Source organism: Pelorhabdus sp. sgz311002 (assembly GCF_056134285.1).
The window spans coordinates 34,569-59,700 of record NZ_JBWBCL010000011.1; the positions used below are offsets into that span (position 1 = coordinate 34,569).

The following is a 25,132-nucleotide window of genomic DNA, read 5'->3' on the forward strand; positions in this document are numbered from 1 at the left end:
TTCATAAGTTATCAGCTTCATATGTCATTCACTCAACATGCCATCCGCTTCATTTTTCTTTATTTCTCGTTCACTATTCTATTATTTTTTGTTTATTATTTTATACTTTTTTTAATATAATTAAATTTTATCATTAAACTTTTTAATTTTCAACTCACAAGATTTATATATACTGTATATATTAACTTTACTCTTTCGCGATTTCATGCTGGAGACAGCGACAAACAAATAACCGTAAAGAGGCTGCCGCAGAAAACAAAAACTTCCACGGCAGCCTCTTTAACCTCAAACGAAAATAACAAAACAATTATGTCTCTTCACAAAAAAGCCCCCGCTAGAATATCCTGATAGCGGGGTGTCCCGAGATGAACCTATGGAATCTAAGTGGCTTAGCCTTAGCTGTCACAGGCTGTATCTTAGGGCTTGCACTGATCGTATACCTTAATGACAAGGATAAAGAAAACGTATTAGGAAATTATCTTGTCGGTATTGGCTGTGTTTTATTAATTGCCGCATCCCAGCGAGAATCGCTTGATAATCAAGCTGAGCAGACTAATCCCGATAAGACGGATAAGTCTAATAAACCTGATCCAACGGCTGAGCAAATCAAGCAATTAACAGAACGAATCACACAATTAGAACTGCAACTGAAATAAAGGTTGAAATGAAACTTCAACTTAAGGCAACTAATACAGCGCCTAATGCAATAAACCCAACGCCAATTCCATTGAGCAAATTTATTTTTTCGCCTAATACAATAACAGCCAAAATAGTAGCTATTACAACACTTAGCTTGTCAATCGGCGCAACCTGCGCTACTTTGCCATACTTTAACGCTAAAAAGTAAAACAGCCAGGATAAAGCTCCGGCGATGCCGCTCAAAACAATAAAAGTAAAGGTTTTCTTATCCGCAATGACCAGCGGTATCTGCTTTAAATTCCCCTGATAGACCACAACAGCAATGAGAAAAATCGCCATAACAATAGATCGAACCGCGGTAGCTGTATTGGCATCAACGGACTGTAAGCCGATTTTCCCAAAAATGGCGACCAATGAAGCCGTAACGGCTGATAATAACGCGAAAATTAACCATAAATAATCCAATGTAAAGACTCCTTTCACGCCCATTGTAGCACTCGAGTGGGAAAGGAGCAACGCATCCCTGCAAATTGTAAGTCTTATTGCCGATAATGATAAATAACATAAAATGCAATCCTGGGGACAAGAAAAATCTTGTCCCCAGTCATATAATACAAGCTTTACCTACACTTAAATTTAGAAATTGCATCATTTAGTTCCACTGATATCTGCGCCAAAGCCTGACTAGAAGCAGCGATTTCCTCCATTGTTGCCGATTGTTCTTCCGTCGTCGCCGACACCGATTCTGTTTCTGCCGCATTTTCTCGACTAATTTTATCAACTTCTTGTATTGATGCAACTAGATAGTCGCTACTTACAGCTATTCGATCAATTGATGCCGCAATCCCGCGAACTTGTTCTGATAAATGTTCTACTGATGAGGAAATCTCATGAAAATTCTTATCCGCTACAGTAATGACTTCTATGCCATTTTTCGCACTGTCGCTGTTGGCATTCGTCGCTCGAATTGCTCCTTGCATATCAACCTGATTTTTTTGAATCAGTTCTGAAATCCTTTGGGCCGCCTGATTCGATTCCTCCGCCAGCTTACGAACTTCCTCAGCAACAACGGCAAAGCCTCGCCCAGCTTCGCCAGCCCGCGCCGCCTCAATAGCAGCATTGAGCGCTAATAAATTGGTCTGACCAGTAATTGACGAAATAAGGCTGATGATCTCCCCAATCTCTTTTGACCCTTTTGCCAATTCGCCAATAATACTTCGTACCGTTTCCGCTTCACTTACAATGGTGTCCATCTGCAACGTGATTCTTTCTATGGCGCTGCGACCCTGTCGCGTAAACTCAAAGGCTTCTTGGGTAATCTGAGCCACATCTTTACTAGCGCTAGAAATCTGATCAATATGTTCTGCAATCTCGCTTGTCGCTCTAGCGGCCTGCTTCACAACACCGGATTGTCGCTCTGACCCAATTGCAATCTGCGTAACCGAATTAGCAACTTGACTAGCAGCTTCAGCCGATTGATAGGAAACTGCCGTTAATTGCTGACTTGATGCTGCAACAGTTTCTGAGCGACTCTGCACATTCCCAATAAATTCTCGCAAGTTTTTCCCCATACTTTGAAACGCTTTAAATAACTGCCCGATTTCATCTTTCGTATTAGCACTTATCTCTCGCTGACGCAAATCTCCCTGTGCCATTAGTAGCGCCTCATCTCTAAGCACAATAATCGGCTCAGCAAATTTTTTGCTAAAGAAATAAATTAGGCTGCCTGCTAGGCCAATAGCTGCTAAAGTGATTACCAGTAATAGCTTCGTTAAGATACCGACCTCTTTTGTAACTTCGGCTTCTGGCGCGGAGATTACGAAAGCCCAGCGCTGATTTCCTGGCAAATGAATGGATGAAACGATCCCAACGCTAGGGATATTGTCGATAGAAGCAAACTTTCCACTTGCCGGTTTGTCACTAGCCAAACTGTTCTTTAGCAACTCTGTAAAGCGATTATCGATTCCATTCGATTTTACAGAAATACTGGAATCTATTTTGTTCTCTAAGAAATTAATCTTCCCGATTATCTCTGGATTTTTATGAGTCAACAAAAGTCCCGTCTGATCAATAATAGCGCCGTAACCGGACTCTTTAAAATGAATTTCATTAACAAATTCACTCAAAATCTCTAAAGAAGTTGTTCCATTAAGAATTCCAACTAAGTTGCCATTATCTAGTATTGGTACTGCTATAACGATCATAGCCTTATTAGTACCGCGTCCGATAACCGGCTCAGAAACAACAACTTCCTTTGTCTGGATCGCTTTTTGTAAATAGGCGCGATCCGCTAGATTAATCACTTTTCCATCAAAACGAACTGTAGTTCCATCTAAAAAAACAAAATTGATCGTATCAAACATGGTACTCTTTTTTAAGGCCCTTGCTAAAGTTGCAACCATTGTAGCGCGATTACGATTCGGCCGCAGATTCAGATCATTACTAATTCCCTGGAGAAAATCGACTCGTTCTTGAACGGCGCTTTCCACTCGTTTCGCATAGCCATTTCCCATAGTAATCGCAGTTTCTTCCACGCTTGCGGCAAGATATTGTTTCGAAAAATAATAACTTAAACTCGCTAGTATGCCTAATGAAATAACCAAAATGGTTAAAACCATGACGAGTAAGCGAGTACGAAGGCTGTTCACTGCAACTCCTCCTTATTAAAGCTATTCCACGCAATTTTTGAGTGTCCCAATATCACGAATGGTTATTTCAATTTCGTCACCACATTTTAGAAATTGCGGTGGATTAAGACTTGCGCCCATTCCCTCAGGCGTTCCTGTAGCAATAACGTCTCCCGGTTCCAAGGTAATACCTGCCGAAATAAGACTAATTAAAGTAGGAATATCAAAAATAAAATCTCGAGTATTGCCATTTTGTCGTTCTTCACCATTCACTTTTGTAACAATAGTCAAATCATTGACATTCACAATATCCTTTTTATGAATCAAATAAGGCCCCATCGGTGCGGAACCATCAAGGCTCTTTCCTCTAAACCACTGGACATGTTGTTTCTGTAAATCCCTTGCTGTAATATCGTTGATTATGGTGTAGCCAAAGACATAATCCATTGCAGCTTCTTTGGTAACGTAAGAAGCCTTTTTTCCAATAACAACCGCCATTTCTCCTTCATAGTCCAAGGACTGTGTTATTTCTTTATGGCAAGGAATTGTATCACCATCGCCAATAATTGACGTTGGCGCCTTCGTAAAAATAACTGGGTGCGGTGGTAACTCCCCAGGAGTTTTATAGTTTTTAGCAATACAAAAAATATTCTTCCTTGTCCTTGGAATCGGTGCTAAAACCTTAACTTGGTCTACTGGAATTAACAACGGAAACTTAGTATCCGCTACAACGCGCTTAGCGATTAATTCAATTCGTAATAAAGCAGTATCTCCCGTTTCAATGAACGCAATCATACTATTCGGTAAAGTAATCTCCCCAAAATAGTATCTTTCTGCCGCTAATAGTGGAATGATCTTCTGTTTATCAGTTGTAAGTACGCCAATTTCCTGTGAACCATTTATCTCATAAGTTAAAAAGTACATTTTTTCAGCTCCATTCCATTATGAATCAATTACATAATATATTGCGACCATACATAGGATAAGGGCATAACAATTACCATAGCTGGAAGCATGTTCCCAATAGGAAACGACAGTATACCGCAAATTCTAAAGCCTGTTGCCAACATAAGAATACCTCCGGCAGCATTAAAATCAGCTAGCATGGCTGGTGTAGTCATGGGCATAATCAAGGTAGCTCCCAAGAATAACGTCATAAGGACTAAAAATTGCGGAATAAAAATAACTGCCACAATAAATCCCAACGACGCGGCAAATATGATGGCTGAGAATAGATCTAAGATTGATTTTGTCAGTAAAATCGTTTGATCGCCAGTCATACCTGACTGTAATGCGCCAAACACCCCTGTGCCACTAGCACAAAATAACACTAGAACACCAATAAACTTTTCCATAAAATCCGCTTCATCTTGGCTGCTTTCTTTATTTGATAGAACTTTGTCTAATAAAACACGGACTTTTCCAGCGCCCCATTCAATAGCTGTTTCAAGCTTAGCAAATTCCCCTAGGGCTGTTCCCAAAATCACGGCTAATACAACGGCTGGAAGATCCTGTATCTTCTCCATACTTACAATTCCCATGGCCATAGAGGCCGCACCAAGTATGAGAGGCAACTTTTCCCGCAATCGTTGGGAAATTTTATGCCCCAGCAAGCCGCCAATAATCCCGCCAATCAATACAGTAGTCGCGTTTGTTATAACGCCAATTGGCATATTTTCAGCCTCCCACGCTGTTCCAAATGCTTTGAGCGCAGAACTCTAAAGAGTCTACGCCCAAAGTTCTTTTTTGATAATAATATTGGCTAACGCATTGAAGCGCCCTATCTAGAATTTCACATCAAGTTCAGCCTTCCAGATTACACTATCGTTTACAGAATTCGGCGCATCTTTATCATTGATTGCTAATCTTTGAATGTAAAACGAGGTTGTCGGTGAAAAAGCATAATTAATTCTCGCATCAGTAATTTGCTGCGCATGATTCACATTCGCACCGGAAGCGCCTTCCAACATAGCATAGCGGTTGAAGATGGCATTCTTTTGGGCATCAAGATATTGGTATGATACATTCCATTGTCCTTTTTTCTTCAGAACTTGATCACCATAGGTAATTTTGGCCGTTGCAAATCGCCCTTGTACGTCGGCGCTATTTCTACCATATTCAAAGTCAAGACCGACCTTAGGCGCTACAAGGAAGCCCACATTAGCAAATGTATATCTTAGCAAATCGACTTTCGCTGTATCATTTTTAAAGTCAGCATAGCCGAGTTGATATTTTACACCATTTACTTTTCCATTCAGAACGATGGATGCAATGTTTACATTATTAAAATCGGTAGCTTTTTTATTGCCCCAACCAGTAAAACCAGTGAGAGTTACGCCTTTATAAAAAGTCCCATACTGTGCTGTAACATTAGCTTCATCGCCAAGCCCCTTAATTTTATGACTTACTTTACCGCCGCCATAGCTATAAAACGTACTGTCAACAATGATATTCATTGGATCAAGCACTAAGGCTTGTTCCCCTAAAGTAAACGAAGTATCCTTCCCTAGCTTCGTCGTATAGTAGTAGCGATCAATCAAATTACTATAGGTATTATTAGTGCCATTCGCCGTGGTTTGATTTTCCCCGCCAGCACTTGTCCATGAATCATTCCAGAGATTATTTTTATTAGGAGCCTTCGTTACAAAACGAAAGCCAACTGAAGAATCTTCATCAACTTTTACCTTGGCATCCAAACGAATACGGTATTGATTTAATACTTGATCTGTTGCTGCTTTAGAAGAATAATCTTGATTTTTATATCTAGCACTCAGCATACCTGTAAATAAAACCTTGCCTTGATCACTTTCTAATTTTCCCAGCCGTTTATCATGATCAAGCAGTTTTTTATAAATATCGTTGTACTCCGCTCTTAACGCATCAATTAGTAGCTTTTGATTTGCATCGGCTTTATCATACTTCTCCATGGCTCTAAATACCATTTGAGCCATCTCATAACGACTTATGGACTTATCACCAGCAAAAGTATCTTTCTCAACGCCAGTAATAATTCCCGCATTGCTTAACTGTTTAACTGCTTGATAAGCCCAGTGAGAGGGACTTACATCACTATAATTCTCGGCGGCAAAGGCCGTAGTAGAAAAGCATAGTACCAACAGGAATAGCAATATATACGTAATTTTTCTCACGAAAAATCTCCTCCTAAATTAAAAGTTAATAATAAACACAGCTTAAATTACGCCAAAAATACAACCATGCAATAAGCGCCTACTAGTCCGAGACCACAAGGAATAAGGTTTTTACGCGCCAGATCCTGTGTATCGACTCCCACCATTGCGGCAGATACAGCAAGAAATCCCCATGGTACAAGCGTCGCCCCTGTCCAAATCGCAGCCATAACCGCCCCAGCTACTAAGTAAACTACCTTAGCGCCAATAGCAGTACCTAACGATACGGCTAGTGTGGCTCCCAGCGGAATGGCAGCAAAACCAGAACCGTCAAAAGCTGCCAATACACTAGCAAGCATACAAATCGCGGCAACGGCAAATATATTTAGCGGAATATGGGCAGCAAGCCAATATCCCCAGTCATATGTAAGTCCCTGCAATTTGGGATTGCCCACAATCGATTTAATATGATCGCCGCCCAGCCAAAAGAGCCCCGCAATAACTACCACAGGCCCAAATACCGTAAAAGCAAAAGCCCAACCTTTTCTTGAAAATTCAATTAATTTATCAAAAGCTTCGGCTTTATATTGACCAATCCCGGCAACGATAGCCAATGCTAGTGTCGTTGCACCAATCAAAGCAATGGCATTTCCGCCTTGAAACACTTTGTAATTCAGCATAACAATAATGTCGATGAGATAGGACAAAGGCATAAGGAAGGCCATAACCTTTCCTACCATACTAGCTTGTACATCTTCAAAGGCCAAACGAGCTTTTTCTTGCATCTCACTGCAAGCAGCATCTTCGCCTCGCCGTTTATGAATAATTCGATAAGAAATAATGGTTGTAATAACAACAGCTACAATTGATGTTGCCGCCCATACCGGAGTAATGCCCGCTAAGACATCCATAATCGGTAAATTCGTGGACTTTGCTGTGATATTGGCTGTACCAAGCGTAATAAAGTCTCCCGATAAAGCGATCCCTTTGCCATATATAGCTAGGGCCATACCAGCAACAATCCGCGGCATGCCTGCCACAATAGCCACTGGTACAAGTAACGTACCAATTAATAATACAGTAGAGGTTGGCCTAATACATAAGGAAAGAAAGAAACAGGTAAGTCCAATAACCCAATAGGCAATAAAGGGGTTATTTAAAAAATTCCGTAACGGTGCAATAAGCACGCGATAGGCTCCGGTATCCTCCATGACTTTATTCATCATAACCACAAAAGCAATAGTCATAATGATACTCAGTAAATCAATCGTTGCTGCAGAAATAGCATTAAAAGCAACGACTAGCCCTTCAAAAATATTCCCTTTTAAGACAGAACCAGTTATGATAAGCCCTACAACCGAAGGAATCAGAGCGTCCTTACGCATTGCCAGGGTAATCAGTATCACAAGAATAGTAAGCATATAAACCCAATCAGCTAGAGAAAGTGTAATATTCAAGTTATCATCTCCATTTCCCATCAACCTGGTTGCTTTTTATTTATACTATTGCATCCAACTTAACCAAAGCAGAATATTGGGATTTTTTTCGATATTTATTTTTTTCTGTTAAATTTCAGTGAAAAAGAAAGGAAAACCGATTATTGCTGAAAAATCGAGTTTCCCATTCGTTATAAATTGCTTAAATTCTTTGACTATGCTATAGTCAAAGTAGTAGGTTATTGGTTAGCAAGGCCTACATTTTTTCTCAGATACAGCGCAAATGTATCTGAGCTTTTTTATGCTCATTTTCACAATTTAAAGTTATTAAATCGCACTTACAGACTTTCTTTCAATAATGGCAGTATTGAAGATAATGTTGGCATTATATTTTTGATTTTCGCCTTCCATGATGACATCAACCGCCTTCGCCCCCATATCATAAAGCGGAACCTTTAAAGCGGTAAGCGGCGGCGTAATATAATTCGCATTTGGTAAATCCCCAATACTAATCATAGAAATATCATCAGGAACCTCAAAACCTCTTTCTCGCAAAGCCCGCAGCGCACCTATAGCAATATTATCATTGCTACAACATACCCCAGTAAAAGGTAGTGCCCGATCCAATAGAAGATTTGCTGCTTCATAACCGCCTTTCCAGGAGTTATCGCTGTAAGCAATCATTAAATCATCTACCATCAAGCCATGATTTCTCATACTTAATTTGTATCCGTCTAACCTTTCCAGGGCGGTATACGTATTTTCAGGACCGCTAAGATAGGCAATGGAAGTATGGCCTCGTTCAATTAAGTAATTGGTAATCACTTCACCGGCGCTGCGATTGTCAATCGCGACATAGTCCATATCGAGGCCTTGCGGCGCTAAAGCAACAATCTTATGACCGTTATTTTGAAAACGATTGATTTGCTGTAGTAATTTTTGCTTATAAGATTCTAAATTAAGTCCGCCGCCACCTAAAATAATCCCGCGAACTTTATACTGCCAGAGCAATTCATGATATTGAATTTCATTTTCTGGATTCCTACCTGTATTACAGACAAATGTCAAAATTCCGTATTTATTGGCAGTTTCAGTAACACCTCTAGCCATTTCACCAAAATAAGGGTCTGAAATATCTCGCGTAATCAGCGCAATAATGTTATTAAAGGACTGCCGCAAACCTTGTGCCGAAATATCAGGCCGATAATCTAATTCCTGAATTGCTTTCATTACTTTCTTTTTAGTCTTTTCCGAAACAGGATGGCTGGAATTATTAATTACCCTAGAAACAGTTGGAATAGAAACTCCAGCTCGCTTCGCCACATCATCTATTGAGATTCTCGCCAAATTAACATCCCCTTTTATTCATACGTATTCACTTTACACATTGATCTTTCATAATAACTCTAAGGATAACGTTTTCTTCGACATTTATTATATAGGTTTTTCCTATACAGTCAATCATAATATAATTGTGTATATTAAACTATAAAGATAATGTGAAAATACATATGAAAAATGGGAAATCGATATCCTGTAACGTTGAATTACTAAAAAGAAGGGGAAACCGATTATTCATGAAAAATCGAGTTTCCCATTCGTTATAAATTGTTTAAGTAGCTTATGCTATAGTCAATTTATTAGGCTATTGGTTAGCAAGGCCTATAAGCTTTCTCAGATGCAGCGCAAATGTATCTGAGTTTTTTATGCCAATTTGACCTTTTCTACATCGCCTAATTTAATGGCTGCTGTTACTCCGTCTTTTTCCTCCTGTGACAAAGGCATAATAGGCGGACGCATTAATGCGGAGCTAAAGATACCGCGCTGATATAAAACTTCTTTCATGCGAGCATGGGCTTCGCCAGTAGGTTCGCCGACACCATAAATCGCTGCTGACATTTTCGATACAGGAGTATTGGCTTTTAAAATTTCTTTCAAATCGCCTTCTTGAATTTTTTGATAGAGATTGCTGATCAGTTCAGGTACGCATCCGCAGAAGCCAATTAATGCTCCGTCTAATTCCTGGATCAAGGAAGACATGAGATATTCATCATGACAAGTCCACAATCCTACATGAGGCGCTTTTTCTTTCAGAATTCTTACATCGCGTTCATAGAGAGCCTGATTTCTTGTTCCCATTTTAATTGCTACAACTTGCGGGATTTTCGTCATTTCTACAAGCGTTTCTACCGGATAGAAACCTTTGGTATTAGAAGGATACAGGTGGATTACAATATTGATATCAGCTGCTTCGGCAACATCTTTTACAAACTTGATTGGAGTCTGAGGTTTCATGCCAAAACGCAACCACAGATGAGGCGGCATCAGAAGAATCGCATCTGCCCCTGCTTCTTTAGCATCTTTGGCATGGTCAATCGCTTCAAAAGTACCTTCCGCGCATACGCCAGAGATAACGCGAACTCGGCCTTTAGCCTGATCAGCTACAATCTGCGTAACTAATTTTCTTTCTTCCCGATTGAAGCCCGTAATTTCTCCGGTGTGGCCATTAGTAACTAAGCCAGTGATATGTTTGTGTGTAATCAGCCATTCCACATAAGCTCTTAATTCTTTTTCATTAATTGAATAGTCATCATTCAAAGGTACCATAATTGCGGGGTTCAATCCCATCCATTTTTCACTCATTCTTAACACTTCCTCTTTATTTTATAGTTTGAAGTTATTGAATCTTGCTTATATACTTTCCTGTTCGGCGCGCACTCTGAGCAAGTAAGTATTCAGCAAGCAACTTACGGATAACGTTTTCCTTGTTTTTTATTATATTTACTTTTCTGACAATCGTCAAGATATTTTTTCAATTTTTCCTACTATTTTCTATATTCTTTGTAATCACCTAGCTACCCCCTAAAATCCTAGATAAATCAGCATTTTCCCCTTTAATAAATCATATATTGATTACGAAAAACTACATTTTTTTATTTAAATTCTTTATTGAAATAAACCTAAATTTGATATTGCTAGCGGAAAACGTTATCCAGTTAAAAATTAATAGTTTCTTGTTTTAGGTGTAAAATTCATCGCAGTCTGCAATAAAAAAGAAGCAGAGCCTGGCCATCCAGCCATTTTCTGCTTCCTATCACATCAATCATTATAAGTCCTATAGAGGGAATAACCACAATAAATACGACCACGTACGATTCGTTACCGTTTAATTTCTCCGACAGTCTGGACAAATTCAACTAAAATGCCTTCCGTATGCTTCGGGCGGACGAAATTGACGATAATATCGCTAGTTCCTTGCACAGCATGCTGTTCAAGCATACCTAAACCTTTTGCTTCAAATTCTTGACGTACGGCCTCCACATCATCCACTTCAAAAGCCAAATGAGCAATGCCGCCTTTGCCATTATTAAACTCGGTAAGAACCCCTTCTTTCGGAATAATGAACTCGAGAGGACTCTCATTCTCTTTATATTTCGTAAAAATCAAATCCGCATGATAAGCTTCAACAAATCCGGTATAATCCACTTCTAAACCAATTTTCTCCATTAGGCTATGCGCTTTTTCTACTGTAGGAAGAACGATCCCCACATGATGCAGTCTCATTGGTTTCATAGTAAGCCAGCTCCTCTACCACTTTTGCTTTGAATTATACTGAATTAAGACTGAAAAGTGAAATTCTTATATATAATTCAGTGTATTTAGATTTTGAATAAGTAAGGAGCTGATGATTCTGCGGCAAAAAAAGCCTTAGCAAATTTGAAGAATTCACGAACAGCATGAGAAAGATACCGTTCTCGTTTCCAAACTAACGCCAATTCCAAATAGATCTGTGAATCATTAAAGGAACGTGAAATAACTGCCTTGCTATCAAACGCTTTACATATCGCACTAGGGAGCAAGGCTATACCTAAATTCGCAGCAACCATTTGAACCATTAACTCACGTTGTCCTGTTTCAAATACAATCTTAGGATAAAATCCGGCTTCTTTACAACGCGCAATAATCTTATCATGAAGTTTAAAATCCTGATCATACAATATAAATTGTTCTTCCCGCAGCGTAGCAAAGTCAATTACCTTATCGTGTGATAAAGGATTGTCTTGATTCATAATGATCTGAAGTGAATCCCAGGAAAAACTAATTCGTTCAAAGGTGCTGCTATCTTCCGGCGGAATACTAATGCCAAAATCCAAGAGCCCATCATTGATTGCAGGCTCAATCTTTTTTGCTCCATATTCAAATAACTGGATCGTTATATTGGGATATTCTTGTTTGAATAATCCGAGCAGTTTAGAAAAAGGAGTGATCCCAGTTATAGGTGGCAAACCAATATGGATTTTACCAGACTGCAATTTAGTCAGACCATCTAAGCGAGCCGTAATATTATGAACAGAAGATACGATCTGCTGCGCTTGCTCCAGAATGGCTCTACCGGAATCAGTCAATTCAACAAATTTTGTATTGCGATAAAACAAGGTTACTCCCAACTGAGTTTCTAAATCTTTGATTGCTTTACTGACAGATGGTTGAGATATATGCAGTATTTCTGCAGCTTTACTAAAATTTTTTTGGCGGGCCACTTCGATAAAATACTCCAGATGCATCGTATCCATTGATTCCCCATCCTTTTACGCTATACTTTCTGATCTCAATATAATGAATGATCCTACTATGTTTCTAGTTTAATATACAAAAAGGGTTCTGAGATATTGTGACTAGAATCATATCTTGGCCGATAAAAGAATCATAATCTGGCCAATAAGTAAACGCATAATATAATTTATAACACCTTTATATTATAAAACAGAATCATAATCTGGCCGAAAATAGATAAACATGTCTCGGGTCTGTAAATAGTTTTGTGCTTTTCCTTTAGAGTCAGTTTTTCCTATAGTGAATGAACCATTCACGCCGCCATTGTTACTTTATCGATTGCCCTGCAGTTCCGAGAGCTAAATATTTCCCATCAACCTGCCCATACTAACGCCGAAGCCAGGTCAGCAGATTTTTTCTTCCAATGACTTTGCTTCATCTATGAAAAGGATGCCTATATCAACCTCATATTTTTTAAAACTCGTGTCATCCAATCATAAAAATATTCGCAAGCTTCTTCTTCGTCTTCGAATACTTTTAACTCATTTTTATTTCCTCGCTCACTATAATATACTTCCCATTTACTATTCACTTCAGAAAGGCAATACGCTTCATTTGGAAAACCACCCTTAAGTGAGTACATATCTTGTCTAATGTTTCCAATAGTCAGCCTTGCTTGCAATTGTATTTTGTTTATACCGCAGTCACCCCTATATTTTCGTCTCCTAGACTTTGGCCACTATGATTTTATATTACCAGAAGTCACTAATATAAAAACAGAGGGTAACGGATGATTGATTATCCGTTGCCCTCATTTTTTTATATTAATATCTAAAAATCAAACTTTAAATTCCCTTTTTCCCATTCGGACAAAGTCATTTCTGCAGTAAATGCAATTGTTCCTCTACCGGCTGCCAATACCTGCAACACCGCTCTTGCTTGTTCTGGTAATATTGGGATTAAAGTAAATGCGGTATTCAACCTAACATTTGCACTTGGATGTTCTAAAAAAGGAATTAATTTTTCTAACCCATAAATAGGATTCTCTCTCAAATCACGTCTAATTCCCTGGATTATACGATATTGTTTATTTCCCGTTTTAGAGCCACCCCGTTTTAGAGAATCTTCCTCCTTCAAGCATGCATCTATAAATTCTTCCAAAATCTTCTCTAATGCTCTCATGGTTGATTGTCCTTTACCCTCTGAATGTTTTATTTACCCGTTATTTTCTTGAGTACACCGTCCGTGATATCCTGTCCGCCATAGATATTGACAGTCTTATAAAACCAGAGATCAAAGGAGTTTAACGGATTTTCCCAGGATCTCGTTCTTTTTTACACTGATATACCTATATTCCAGGGACACTGCTCTTATCCCCATGACCCGGTTTAGGTTGTCAATAACCCCTTCCGCCTAACATGTGCCCTATTTATCTAAAAACTTTCCCCTAATTTTATCGACCTGCTTAGATAACCATTCTTCATTAGCAAGATAACTTTTTTCTTCTTCGATACGTTTCAGAACCTCATCCTTTATTTCCGGTAATAAATGATCAAATTCTATCTGAGCTTTAGCGATTCCCAAATATAATTGTAATGCAGTGTCGGAGCAAAGAAGTTCGTCGGAAAACTTGCGTTTAGTAGCTTTTGTAGCCTCTGTCATACTTCTTTTCTTTTTATGAACCTGGATTCGATAATAAGACCATGCATCACCATATATGCCAGCATTTGACATTTCTCCAGCTTCTGTCATCGGTGTTGTTGGCTTTGGTAAAGGTTCAGGTTTATTATATAGACCATGCTTGCGAAGAGACCTTCGATAATATGTTGTTAACGCACCTGAATAATATATATCACGCGGCTGAGCATTTCCTAGATCATCACCTTCATTAATTTCCTTGTAAGGCTCACCTTCTCCATATTTGTACACAAAAATTTTCCCCTTATGTGTAAGGCTCTTACTATATAAATCAGGCCACACAAAGTTATCCGGTAATAATAATGTACCGATTTTAGGCCATTTCGGATCAACAAAAACCATAAGTTGTGCAACATACTCTCGTCCAATTAATTCTTCTATTTTGTATCCTTCTTGTCTTGGTTCAACAGCAATTAAACCAAATAAAGAACTTTTCCAATTTTTGTGTACATCAAGAAATACAAGGTATCCTCTAAAACCATCATCATCTAAAGCCACCTCTAAAACATCCCCACGGTATAGTTTGATTTTTTTTGCCATCATTAAACCGCCTTTACTATACTATCAGTTACATATTTGTAGCCTTCATTCGTAGCATACTCAACATTAGCTTTTAAAACCATTTTACCGTCTATAACCTTAACCAGATTTGATAAACATGGAGAATGCCTCATACGATAGAAGAAAACAGAGGTATTCAAAATGATCAACCCAAAGTATGACCGAGAATTTAAAAAACAGGTTATGAAAAAAATTGTACGAGGTGAAACAACAACTTTCGAGATGGACCAAGAGTTAGATCTTCACTGAATTCCCCTCTACCTTTTTCCTTTTTTACCAGTCAAGACATAACCGACCTCACGAATCGTTTAATCTTGAAAATAAGCATTAATAATTTCTGTTAGTTCGTCACTGCCTTTTTCTATATTGGTTAAGTATTCTATATAAAAATCATCCACTTCTTTTTGTTTAAAATTACTAAGATATTTAAAAGCAGCAATCAACGTACTATTTTTTCTGTAGCCACTCAATTCTGTTAAGGCATAATTAATAACAATATTTACATACTTAACGCATTTTTCTTTCATTAAAAGATTTAGGATAAATTCAATCTCATCTTCCTTATTACTATCAAAGATATCTTTTAATTCATCATCTTCTAATTCGTCCAAGTAGAGTATTTCCTTAACATGATTGAATTTTTTTCGTGCAATAATCTCATCGTTATAAAAGTCTTCCCAGAAAGAATTATAAGATATTTCTTTTGGTAAAATCCAATAATTATTTATTCTCTTATGATTAAAAATCCATTCGGAACTTAATTTATCTGCTACAACTTCAAATAATTTTGCAGAGTAAGGAACTATACTTCCGCTATCATTCTGCAAACAAAATTTAATAAATTCTCCTGAATCAGCTAAATTATTACTAAATTCAATGGCAAAAACTATATATTTTTTATTTAGCGTTAAATTTTGTACCATCTCGGTTGAATCTATATATTTGACTTTCATCGCCTAATCACCTCAGATCTAATGGCTTAAATGTTGAATATAAATCACTAATCCAAAAATCATCGCCTTAAAATTTTCTAAGTTGCTTCGGTTTTTGTATTCTCATTTTACAATCGGAACTACTTACTTCAACTGTTTTAATGTTTTTGTAGTAAAATTTCCCCTTACCATATCTATTGTACTGGTTAAACCTGTTCCTACTGCAATAATTATGGTGACTCTGATTATTTAATTTGATTACTATATTAAAGTGTCTGATTCAAAAAACCTTTGATAAGTGTAACGTGACCGTCGCGACATTAATTTTACACTCGTTACACCTATCAATAATCATTGATATACCTTTTAGTCACATGATTTTATCATAGAAGACCCGCATCTTTTATTTACAGACTTTTTCTTCATTTCTGATTTTAGTTATTTAGGTCAGCAGATTTTTCACGTCCACTTATCTCGTTTATTGCCACATAAGCATTGTAGTTATTAATTCCTACATAATAAATATTTAGATTCCCATTTTTCTTGCTTTTCTACTGAACTTATTTGAGAAATATCTTCATAGCCATAGTCAATCTTCATTTTTCCTGTACTGTCTAAAATAAATGTAAGATTTGTCCATGGTTCCTGTCCCTGTACTTTAAAATTTTTATATAATTCCCTAAAGCAATCATATAAATCATTTTCCCTTTCATCAAACTCTCTTTTATCAATATTATGTTTATCCGTAATGTCAAGACTATATACAGAGGAACTACTTTCTTCTGTATAATAATAAAAGAATACTTTTTCATATCCATCTCTTATTTCCGCATACAAATAAATTTTATCCCAATCATCCGGAATAATATTGATTAACGATTCCGCTATTTTTTGAAATAACTGTTTCATTCCTCTATTATCCACTAGTTTTCCCCCTTTTAGTTCGAAATTCGCTCAGAATACGCCTTACCATCAATAGTATAATCTACTTTAAATTTAGAGGGCCTCATTGAATTTCATTGATAAATCAGCTCAATATTAACCTTAACTTCTTTTCCTTCCCCCAATGCGTTCTTCCAAGTATATTATAATAATTTGTACTCCCTCCTAATACTGCTTCATTGTTTTTGAATGCCATCGATTTTCACCCATAATTCTTGCTACCGTATTGACACTGGCTTTCTGATCATGTGGAAGTGTGGCCGCAACACGTGGCACACTATCCGCGAAAATTGTTCGTAAGGGACAGTATAAGGGACAAGGTTACATAAACAAAAATTGCCCGAGGCTTGAAAGCCCCGAGCAGCATAGGTTTTAGTGGTGGAGACGAGGGGGATCGAACCCCTGACCTTTTGAATGCGAGCCAAACGCTCTCCCATCTGAGCTACGCCCCCACAAAAATTTTAATAACGTGTTTAGTATAACACAAATTCCCAATTTTTTAAAGACTACAAGAAAAAAGCAGGCTCTAGGCCTGCTTTCTTCTTAGAATTTATGGCTAATGCCGAAGCCGACTCCATCCAGCCGCGAGCTGCCATCTTCTTTATAAGACTTATACCCTACATTCAAAGTTGTCTGATTGTCCATATTATAATTGACACCAGTCTGCCATTCCGTATAACGGCTATTTGTGGTAGCCGATACATAGCCATCTACATTTTGTGCTAAATTGGCTGACAGACCCACTCCATAAAAGAATTTGTCGCCGCCGCCATTGCTGAAATCACGGTTACCAGCAATCAAACGAACATTGTCATTTACTTTATATTGTGCATAAACATCAGTTGTCTTTGCATCATAATTGTTGGGAAACGCATAACCATTTCGTTCCACGCCAACAATTATCTTGGGAGCAACGCCGGCTTCCAAATAAAAGCTATCATCCTTCACAGAATTACCGTTTTGATCTAAATTATAATGATTGTAGCCAAGTACAGTTTGCCCTTCTTGTACATCACTTAATGGAGCAGCAAATACCGGAACAGCTGTTAAAAGAGTCCCTGTTACAATAGCCATAATTGTTTTTTTCATAATTATGTACCTCCTTGTCATCCTTGACAATATTTTATACTTTTTTCGATAAGCTTTAACCACAACTTATCTTTGTATGTATCATACTTTATTTCTATGACAAAATTATGACAAAGAGAAAAAACAAAGTTATACACCATTTCAACACCTTATCAACAGAGTTATCCACATTTAAACAAGCCTAATTCTTTTATTCGCATCATTTATCCACAAATTCAGTCGATAAAACTTGCTTCGTTATCCACATGGCGATAGTTTGTTCGCTTTTTACTTAACTGCCAGACTTTGAAATTTATTCTTTCGTAGATAAAATAAAAAGAGAAATGCTCTCGCATTTCTCTTTATTCTTTCTATCTACGATATGGATCGTAGTTACTGTCGTTTTCATGAAAACGCCATTGTTGAAATCTATTCAGTTGTCACCGGTTTAGCTGAGAGATTCAATGGATCAACCCCCTTGGATTCCGGCTGTTCTATTTCAACATCCTGTCCCATTGGACTCACCCCTCTCAATCTAAGTCGCTTTCGTAAGTAGTTATTATTATCTTCTACTTGTCTTTATTATATAGCGTCTATCTACCTTTAGCAATAGAAAAGTTATGTGTATTCATAATACATATTATTCATTAGAATTTATTATTCTAATGAATAAGTCTTAACATCTCTTTCTACGATATATAATTTAGAATGATTTTATCCAATCAAAAAGGAACGTTTCCTTTTCTGGAGAATAAAGCAAGAGCTAATAAAAAAGCTCGTGCTAGAAAGGAGAAAGATAATGCGCAAATCTTTCACTGTCGCACTCGCCGCCTCAGTCGCTTTGATAACAGGAGCCGCTTCTTATATGTTACTCACGCCAAACGAGCCACCCGCAGCTGCCAAGGAAGAAGCAGTTGTTTATCCGACCGCACCGCCGCCCCCCACTGGGGTACCAGTCAAAACAAGCGAAAAAGCACCATCTGATGCTTCAGTATCGCAAAAATCACCAAGTTTAGAAGAACCAAGCGAAGAAAAAGCAGAAACATTTCAGCCTCAGCTAAATAAAAATTTTAATAAACCAGCTCCATCACCCAATTTATCAGACTACGACTACTCAATTAAACAGCCTAAAAAACAAGAATATCACGTCTCACCAAATGTTTCCGTTCATAATCAGACCGTAGAAATTAAGTTGGATCAAGACGGTGATCAAAGTGTAAATGTAACAACATCCAAACAAGTCTTCTTAAAAAATAAATTCTAACCGTAACCTCGGGAGGTTCTAACTTTGCAAAAATCAAAGGTATTGCTTTGTTCTTTTCGGCCGCTCCTGCTAACATTCCTTACCATTTTACTGCTCTCCATCAATAGTCTGGTCTTGGCTTCGGAAGATCAGGAACAAGTATACTTAACGATCCTTTCTGTAAATGATTTTCACGGCGCCCTTGCCAATAAAGGTCCTGGCAAAGATCCAGGCGCCGCTGGATTAGCTACATTTATTCAGCAAGAACGCGCTAAAAATCCAACAGGTACACTGCTGCTATCGGCTGGTGACATGTTCCAAGGAACAGTTGATTCCAACCTGCTTTATGGCAAACCGGTCCTAGCCATGATGAATGCTCTTGCCTTTGATGCACTATCCATTGGCAATCATGAATTTGACTGGGGAATACCTGCTTTAACGAAACTAAAAGAAAACTCTCGCTTTCCTTGGGGCGGCGCCAATATTAGATTGCAAGAAGAAATTCCCGCCTTTGCTCTGCCTTACCCTAACACAAAGCAGCCTTTTATGATTGTAACAAAAGATCACTTGAAAATTGCTATTATTCCGCTGACCACACCAGAAACAACAACCAAAACCAATCCGCGCATCGTAAAAGACTACTCCTTTGAAAATCCCGCTACGACGGTAAAGAATCTACTGCCAGCCATCAAACAGTCCGGAGCCGATCTTGTGATCCTATTAGGCCATATTGGCAGCGTTCAAGACAATACGGGAAGAATTACTGGCGAGGCGGCTGATCTGGCGAATGCACTGCCTAAAAACGCTGTGGCCGCCATCGTAACAGGTCATACGCATCTCGTTGTCGCTGGCAACGTCAATGAGATTCCCATAGTCCAAGCAGGCTATCGCGGCCAACATGTAGGAGAAATTCGGCTCACCTATTCGAAAAAAGAAAAACGAGTCGTTGCCGCCCAAGAAGAAACGTTTGATCTCACTAAACTCTCCCTCACGCCTGATCCTACTGTAAAAACCATTGTTCGCACCTATGAAGCGCAGATAGCGGCAACGAAAAAACAAGTCATCGGCCAAATTGGCGCCCCGATGGTCCACGAACGGTATCATCCCAGCGTATCACTTATGGGACAATGGGTCACTGATGCCATGCGCCAGGCGACCGGAGCAGATGTGGCCTTTCAAAATGGCGGCGGTCTCCGCGCCAGTTTCGCTACTGGACCGATTACTTTAGGCAATCTTTATGAAGTTCTTCCTTTCCATAATACGTTAAGTACCATGGAGCTTACCGGCAGAGAAATTCGCCAAATTCTCAGTTATGGCATCCTAAACCCAAAGGTAGGCATGCTTCAATTCTCAGGGCTTACTGTCGTCTATGATACTGCCCAGGAGCCGAATGAACGAATTATCTCAGCAACCCTCGCCGATGGTAGCCCCCTTGATTCCGATAAGTTTTATAAAGTAGTTACGAATGATTTTCTGGCCAGCGGCGGCGACGGCTATCCCTGCTTTACTACCGCTAGAAATCGCGAAGATACAGGGATTGATGTACAAGATATTTTGATTGACCAATTGCAGCAAAAGCAGCCGCTCACCGTAACCGATGATGAACGCTTCACCTTGCTAAATAATCCGCTAGATAATAATAAATAACACCTCGATAGATAAATAAATAAGAATACGAAAAAACGGCAGTCTCATACTTTGTTGATGAGACTGCCGTTTCTTTTTTGATTAGCTAAATAGAACTCGCTCGATCTACTACCTGGCGAGTTATCTACAAGTTAAGATTTCAAAAATACTAAATACGAAGCGCTATATTTCCGTCCTGATCAAAAGTAAGGGGATATGTTTCCCCAATGATTATATCGGACCGTTCCGAAAGTTCTGGCACAATCGCTGCCGATACAAAACACTCTGACAAGAATAGCGTATTAGGGATAATGACTAGGCGAAGTTTTTCCGGTTCAATACCGGATAAACTATAGAGTGCTGCTTCCATCACTTTTTCTTCGGTAGCAAAATACATCGGTATGGCCGCTCGCACGACAAAAGTGCTTGTAAGACAATTAAGATACGTTTTCGGTCGATCCATTTTTTGCACTAATTTTTCCGTCACAAAATCAGCCATCCCCACGCCGGTGGCATTTCCATGGGACTCTTCCGACAAATCAAGTACGGCGATACGCTGAATCGACGGCGACTCCGGCTCGGCCACACCATGAATCCGAGCCCGGCCAATAATATTCGTATCAATGCCTGTACCACTAAAATTTTTTCCCATTTCCTGAATAATTAATAGATCCAGCTCGGAAACTGGTAAAGCAGGCATAAGCGATTTCGAGTATTCAAGAACTTTACTTTCTGTTTCAATCATATTTTCCCGATCAATCCCTTGAATAAGCGCTGTTTCTTCATAGGCATTTTCCACAATAGCCAGACCGCCGAGAACAGGTACATGATCTAAAATTACTTGACCGATTTCGGTTAAGAGCCGCGGCAATTCCGCCGGGCCAAAACTATGGAACTGCTGGGCGCCTTTCGGGCCTCCCAGGCCGACAACGAGTTTTTTTATGAGACCGCTCTCTACAGTTCCTTTAAAGGAAGTATGGGTTTTGACGCGGTTTACGACGATAATACCATCCATAGACAAAGCAGACTCCAGCATATACGTAGCAAGGCCGCTTACCGTACGGGCAATGAGCTTCGATTCAGCACAAGTCAGAACAGGCGCCCCAAGAGCTTCTTCCGTAATACCGAGGCCATCGAGCATTTCTTTTTGCCCTGCCGCCGTACCGCCGCCATGGCTTCCCATCGCGGCAAGCAAATAAGGTTCGCCGCCTAAGGCCCGCACAAAATCAATTGTCAGTTTGAGTAGTGGCAGCAAATTTTGTATGCCACGGCTGCCCGCCGTAATTCCAATTTTTTGTCCTGGTTTAATTTTGACAGTCAAATTGAGTTTTTCTAGTTCTTCTGCTACCGTTTTTGGCAAATCGTTCACTAAGGGACGTGAGAAAACCTGTTTTACGCGATACATCGTAGGCAAATTCATCGACTTATCTCCCCTCATCACAATCTCATCTTAGCCTTATTATAATAATTTTTTTGATTTTTGTGGCAAAATTTTCACTGAATCAGCCAAAAGCAACCACAAAGCGGTCGTTTATTCACGCAAGACTCGTTATAAGTTCACATAGAATTCAAGACGCTTCGTATTGGCTCTGCTCACAGGAATCTCTGCTCCTTTAGCACCGCCCAGCTTCAACAAATAACCGCGATTGAACCATGATGCAATTTCCCGTACCTCATTCATATTGACAATATAATTGCGATGACAGCGAAAGAAGCTGGCAGGATCAAGCTTCTGCTCAAACTCCTGCAAGGAATACTTTGTATAATATTTATCACCATCTACAGTCTGCAGAAACACTTCACGGTTTTCTGCACAGATAAACTGAATCTTTTCTACGTCAAGAATCGTTGTTTTCTCATTAGCCGTAACGCCCAGCCTTTTAATATAAGGCACAGACTGCTGCTTGCGGCTGCGGTTATCAATCAGAATACTTTTAAAATAGAGCTTGCGGATTTTTTGCAGAACCCTTTGAATATCTTCTTCGTCAAAAGGCTTTAATACATAATCAAGCGCATTCACTGAAAAGGCTTGTAGCGAATAGTCATCATAAGCTGTCACAAAAACAATCAAAGGGCTGTCCGTCGCTTTTGCTAATTGAGCCGCAATTTCTAAACCACTTTGTCCCGGCATCTGAATATCCAGAAAGAGTAAATCAGGCTTAAATTTCTCTACTAAAGTCAAAGCCTCATCGCCATCATAGCCAATGCCAAGAACCTGAGTATTGCAGTTTTCCTCTAAGATACGACGGAGCAAATCAGCCATAACAGCTTCATCATCAACAACTACAGCCGTAAGCGCTTTCATTATGGATTCCCCCTTGTAATCATATAAGGTAAACAAACAGTCACTGTCGTCCCTGCATCAATTTGGCTGGTAATCGCTAAACCATATTCAGCGCCATAAAGCGACTGTAACCGTTTATTCACATTCTGTAAACCAATCCCTGTACCGCTAGAAGAAGGCAGCACCATCTCGCCTTGCTCAAAAGACTGTAACGTCTCTTTGGCTATACCTACGCCATTATCCTGGACCTGTACATATAAAAACTTACCTTCCGGCCACGCTTTAATCTCAACTTGACCGCCGCCTTTTTTGCGGCTTAATCCGTGGCGAATGGCATTTTCAACAAGAGGCTGCAATGAAAAAACGGGCACAGGATGACTCAGTAACTCTTCTGATATACTGATGACAATCTCCAGTCTAGAGCCAAAACGAACCTTCTCAATGCGGCTATAATGCGAAACAGTTTCTAATTCCTCGCCTAAAGTAACAATTTCCTGGCCGCGTTTTAGCATGCGACGCAGCAATTGAGCTAAGTCTTTAATCAAAGCACTGGCTGTCTTGGGATCAGCCAAAACCAGCGCTTGTACTGTTCCCAAAGTATTAAAGAAGAAATGGGGATTAATCTGAGCCTTAAGCATATTATACTCGGTCTGCAGTAACAATTGCTGTTTTTCCGCGAGCTTCTGCTGAGCCAATAATGGGCCGAGAAAATCAGCAATTCCCTGAATGACTTCTCGTTCAAAATAAGAAATCGTCTCATAATTGATTTTATAGAGCTTAATTGTGCCAAGAAGCTGCTCTCCCACTAAAAGCGGTGCATCAATGACCGCAGTAAGCATGCAACCTTGATGGGGACAGCCGATCTCTTGACGGCCGCTAGTGATTACCGTCTGCCGCCTCTCAATGGCCCGCTTCGTCGCTGCCGTAATAATCGGAGTTCCTACAGCATGATGATCAGCCCCTTCGCCAATAAAAGCGAGGACTTTCTTATCGTCAGTAATACTGATGGCCGCTGCCTGGGTTTCATGATAAATAATCTGGGCAATTTCCGCCGCTGTATGCTCGTTTAAACCTTTTTGCAAAAAGCTAGTGGTTTGCCGAATCATTCGCAGTGATTTTTGTACCGATAAAGCCTGAGCCTTATCTTGTTCGCGAAACACATCGCCCACAATATAGCAAAAAAATACAACAGCAGAGCAATTGGCAAGAATTGTCGGCAGAGCAATCGCTTGTTCCAAGGCCACAGCCGCCTCAAAGGATTCTGATAAGGTAATGATCATAAATTTTAGCAAAAGTTCGCAGATAAGCGCCGTAGCTAAAACCGTTTTAACTGTCATGCGCTCCTGTTTATAGATAATATAAACGAAGCCACTAATTAGTCCGGCCAAAATATTCGACCAGACAGCCGGCCACATGGTAAAACCGCCAATAAAATACCGCACAAAAGCGCCAAGGGCCCCAGCAATAAATCCGACAAGCGGTCCGCCCAAAAGCCCGCCGGCAATCGGTCCCACAATACGCTGGTTGGCGCTTGAACCGAGAACAGGAATCCCCATCCACGTACCAAGAATAGAAATACCGCCAAAAATAAAGCCTAGCATCACCTTATCTTGCAGACGATATTCAGAGCGCGTCACAGTGCGGCGAATTAAGGGAAACCGCGTGAGAAGGTAGCCAACTATACCGATCAGCGACGTATGATATAAAATATTCAAAACTAAATCTGGATAAAAAAACACGCCTACACCTCTTTATTGCGGCATATCATGATGAGTAAGAATAATCAAAATACTTTTTTCTGTAAAAAAGCAGGAGAATCCTTCAGACTCTCCTGCTTTTGGGGAAATAAACATTTATCTGCAATTTTATTTAATCAAAGCAAAGCCAAGTTCAATGGCTTTTTCATTCAGCGCTTCCGTTCCTTTTGGTACACGCGATAGAACCGCTTTCACTAAGGATTCTTTCGTTACGACATTCGTAATCGCCGTCATAGCGCCAAGTGCAACGATATTAGCAAACAATACTTTGCCTAAACCTTCCTGGGCTGTATGGGTGATCGGCAGTTCATAGACTTTTTTATACTGTTTCTGCGGCAATTCCGTTACAAACAGGCTGTCTGTAATCAAAATGCCTTCTTCCGTTAAATCGCCTGTATATTTCTTACAAGCTTCCTGGCTCATAGCGAGTACCAGATTGGGCACGGTAATTTTCGGGAAGTGAATCGGTTTTTCCGAAATCAATACTTCCGATTTACTCGAACCGCCGCGCGCTTCCGGTCCATAGGACTGGGATTGTACTGCCAGTTTCCCATCGCGAAGGGCTGCTTCTGCTAATATAATTCCGCCTAGGATCAGACCTTGTCCGCCTGTTCCTGATAATCGTAGCTGCTGCATC

Annotated in this window: 22 protein-coding genes and 1 tRNA gene; 3 read left to right on the forward strand and 20 right to left on the reverse strand. The window is 39.5% G+C overall.

What is annotated here, in order from left to right:
* The first annotated feature begins 365 nt into the window (after positions 1-365).
* Positions 366-656, forward strand: coding sequence for a hypothetical protein (locus tag AC0NJP_RS14520; protein ID WP_474040962.1), 291 nt, complete (start codon positions 366-368; stop codon positions 654-656).
* Between the two features lie 16 nt (positions 657-672).
* On the opposite strand, the gene AC0NJP_RS14525 is transcribed toward AC0NJP_RS14520, so the two are convergent.
* The 16 genes from AC0NJP_RS14525 to AC0NJP_RS14600 form a co-directional block, all read right to left on the reverse strand.
* Positions 673-1,104: an EamA family transporter gene (locus tag AC0NJP_RS14525; protein WP_474040961.1), complete on the reverse strand. Its 432-nt coding sequence runs from the start codon at positions 1,102-1,104 to the stop codon at positions 673-675.
* A gap of 155 nt (positions 1,105-1,259) precedes the next feature.
* On the reverse strand, positions 1,260-3,287 hold the full coding sequence (locus AC0NJP_RS14530) for a methyl-accepting chemotaxis protein (protein WP_474700282.1): 2,028 nt from the start codon (positions 3,285-3,287) through the stop codon (positions 1,260-1,262).
* 21 nt (positions 3,288-3,308) lie between these two features.
* Positions 3,309-4,190 (reverse strand): fumarylacetoacetate hydrolase family protein, encoded by an 882-nt coding sequence (locus AC0NJP_RS14535; RefSeq protein ID WP_474700283.1) that lies wholly within the window; start codon positions 4,188-4,190, stop codon positions 3,309-3,311.
* Between the two features lie 29 nt (positions 4,191-4,219).
* Positions 4,220-4,939, reverse strand: a complete 720-nt coding sequence (locus tag AC0NJP_RS14540; RefSeq protein ID WP_474700284.1) for a DUF554 domain-containing protein — start codon at positions 4,937-4,939, stop codon at positions 4,220-4,222.
* 111 nt (positions 4,940-5,050) lie between these two features.
* Positions 5,051-6,415, reverse strand: a complete 1,365-nt coding sequence (locus AC0NJP_RS14545) for an S-layer homology domain-containing protein (RefSeq protein WP_474700285.1) — start codon at positions 6,413-6,415, stop codon at positions 5,051-5,053.
* A gap of 47 nt (positions 6,416-6,462) precedes the next feature.
* Positions 6,463-7,851, reverse strand: a complete 1,389-nt coding sequence (locus AC0NJP_RS14550) for a hypothetical protein (protein WP_474700286.1) — start codon at positions 7,849-7,851, stop codon at positions 6,463-6,465.
* Positions 7,852-8,157: 306 nt separating this feature from the next.
* On the reverse strand, positions 8,158-9,177 hold the full coding sequence (locus AC0NJP_RS14555) for a LacI family DNA-binding transcriptional regulator (RefSeq protein ID WP_474700287.1): 1,020 nt from the start codon (positions 9,175-9,177) through the stop codon (positions 8,158-8,160).
* A 357-nt stretch (positions 9,178-9,534) separates the two neighbouring features.
* Positions 9,535-10,473 carry a dihydrodipicolinate synthase family protein gene (locus tag AC0NJP_RS14560; RefSeq protein ID WP_474700288.1) on the reverse strand — a complete coding sequence of 313 codons (939 nt, stop codon included), beginning with the start codon at positions 10,471-10,473 and terminating at the stop codon, positions 9,535-9,537.
* Between the two features lie 516 nt (positions 10,474-10,989).
* Entirely contained in the window at positions 10,990-11,403 is a 414-nt protein-coding gene (locus AC0NJP_RS14565; protein WP_474700289.1) for a VOC family protein, read from the reverse strand.
* Positions 11,404-11,489: 86 nt separating this feature from the next.
* On the reverse strand, positions 11,490-12,404 hold the full coding sequence (locus tag AC0NJP_RS14570) for a LysR family transcriptional regulator (RefSeq protein WP_474700290.1): 915 nt from the start codon (positions 12,402-12,404) through the stop codon (positions 11,490-11,492).
* An 811-nt stretch (positions 12,405-13,215) separates the two neighbouring features.
* Positions 13,216-13,566 carry a DUF2019 domain-containing protein gene (locus AC0NJP_RS14575; protein WP_474700291.1) on the reverse strand — a complete coding sequence of 117 codons (351 nt, stop codon included), beginning with the start codon at positions 13,564-13,566 and terminating at the stop codon, positions 13,216-13,218.
* A 243-nt stretch (positions 13,567-13,809) separates the two neighbouring features.
* Positions 13,810-14,625, reverse strand: coding sequence for a hypothetical protein (locus AC0NJP_RS14580; RefSeq protein WP_474700292.1), 816 nt, complete (start codon positions 14,623-14,625; stop codon positions 13,810-13,812).
* Positions 14,626-14,951: 326 nt separating this feature from the next.
* A complete protein-coding gene (locus AC0NJP_RS14585) occupies positions 14,952-15,596 on the reverse strand; it encodes a hypothetical protein (protein ID WP_474700293.1) in 645 nt (214 codons plus the stop codon).
* Positions 15,597-16,079: 483 nt separating this feature from the next.
* Positions 16,080-16,499 carry an immunity protein YezG family protein gene (locus AC0NJP_RS14590; RefSeq protein WP_474700294.1) on the reverse strand — a complete coding sequence of 140 codons (420 nt, stop codon included), beginning with the start codon at positions 16,497-16,499 and terminating at the stop codon, positions 16,080-16,082.
* 394 nt (positions 16,500-16,893) lie between these two features.
* A tRNA-Ala gene (locus AC0NJP_RS14595) sits at positions 16,894-16,969 on the reverse strand.
* A gap of 91 nt (positions 16,970-17,060) precedes the next feature.
* On the reverse strand, positions 17,061-17,606 hold the full coding sequence (locus AC0NJP_RS14600) for a hypothetical protein (RefSeq protein ID WP_474700295.1): 546 nt from the start codon (positions 17,604-17,606) through the stop codon (positions 17,061-17,063).
* 778 nt (positions 17,607-18,384) lie between these two features.
* Here AC0NJP_RS14600 and AC0NJP_RS14605 point away from each other — a divergent pair.
* Positions 18,385-18,849, forward strand: a complete 465-nt coding sequence (locus tag AC0NJP_RS14605; RefSeq protein ID WP_474700296.1) for a hypothetical protein — start codon at positions 18,385-18,387, stop codon at positions 18,847-18,849.
* Between the two features lie 24 nt (positions 18,850-18,873).
* A complete protein-coding gene (locus tag AC0NJP_RS14610; protein ID WP_474700297.1) occupies positions 18,874-20,475 on the forward strand; it encodes a bifunctional metallophosphatase/5'-nucleotidase in 1,602 nt (533 codons plus the stop codon).
* 148 nt (positions 20,476-20,623) lie between these two features.
* Here the strand turns inward: AC0NJP_RS14610 and AC0NJP_RS14615 are convergent, their stop codons facing one another.
* The 4 genes from AC0NJP_RS14615 to AC0NJP_RS14630 form a co-directional block, all read right to left on the reverse strand.
* On the reverse strand, positions 20,624-21,874 hold the full coding sequence (locus AC0NJP_RS14615) for a nickel pincer cofactor-dependent isomerase, group 22 (RefSeq protein WP_474700298.1): 1,251 nt from the start codon (positions 21,872-21,874) through the stop codon (positions 20,624-20,626).
* 129 nt (positions 21,875-22,003) lie between these two features.
* Positions 22,004-22,759, reverse strand: a complete 756-nt coding sequence (locus AC0NJP_RS14620; protein ID WP_474040947.1) for a LytR/AlgR family response regulator transcription factor — start codon at positions 22,757-22,759, stop codon at positions 22,004-22,006.
* Positions 22,759-24,477: a LytS/YhcK type 5TM receptor domain-containing protein gene (locus AC0NJP_RS14625; RefSeq protein WP_474700299.1), complete on the reverse strand. Its 1,719-nt coding sequence runs from the start codon at positions 24,475-24,477 to the stop codon at positions 22,759-22,761. Before AC0NJP_RS14625 ends, AC0NJP_RS14620 begins: the two co-directional genes overlap by 1 nt.
* A gap of 126 nt (positions 24,478-24,603) precedes the next feature.
* Positions 24,604-25,131 carry a 2-oxoacid:acceptor oxidoreductase family protein gene (locus tag AC0NJP_RS14630; protein WP_474039727.1) on the reverse strand — a complete coding sequence of 176 codons (528 nt, stop codon included), beginning with the start codon at positions 25,129-25,131 and terminating at the stop codon, positions 24,604-24,606.
* Position 25,132: the final 1 nt, after the last annotated feature.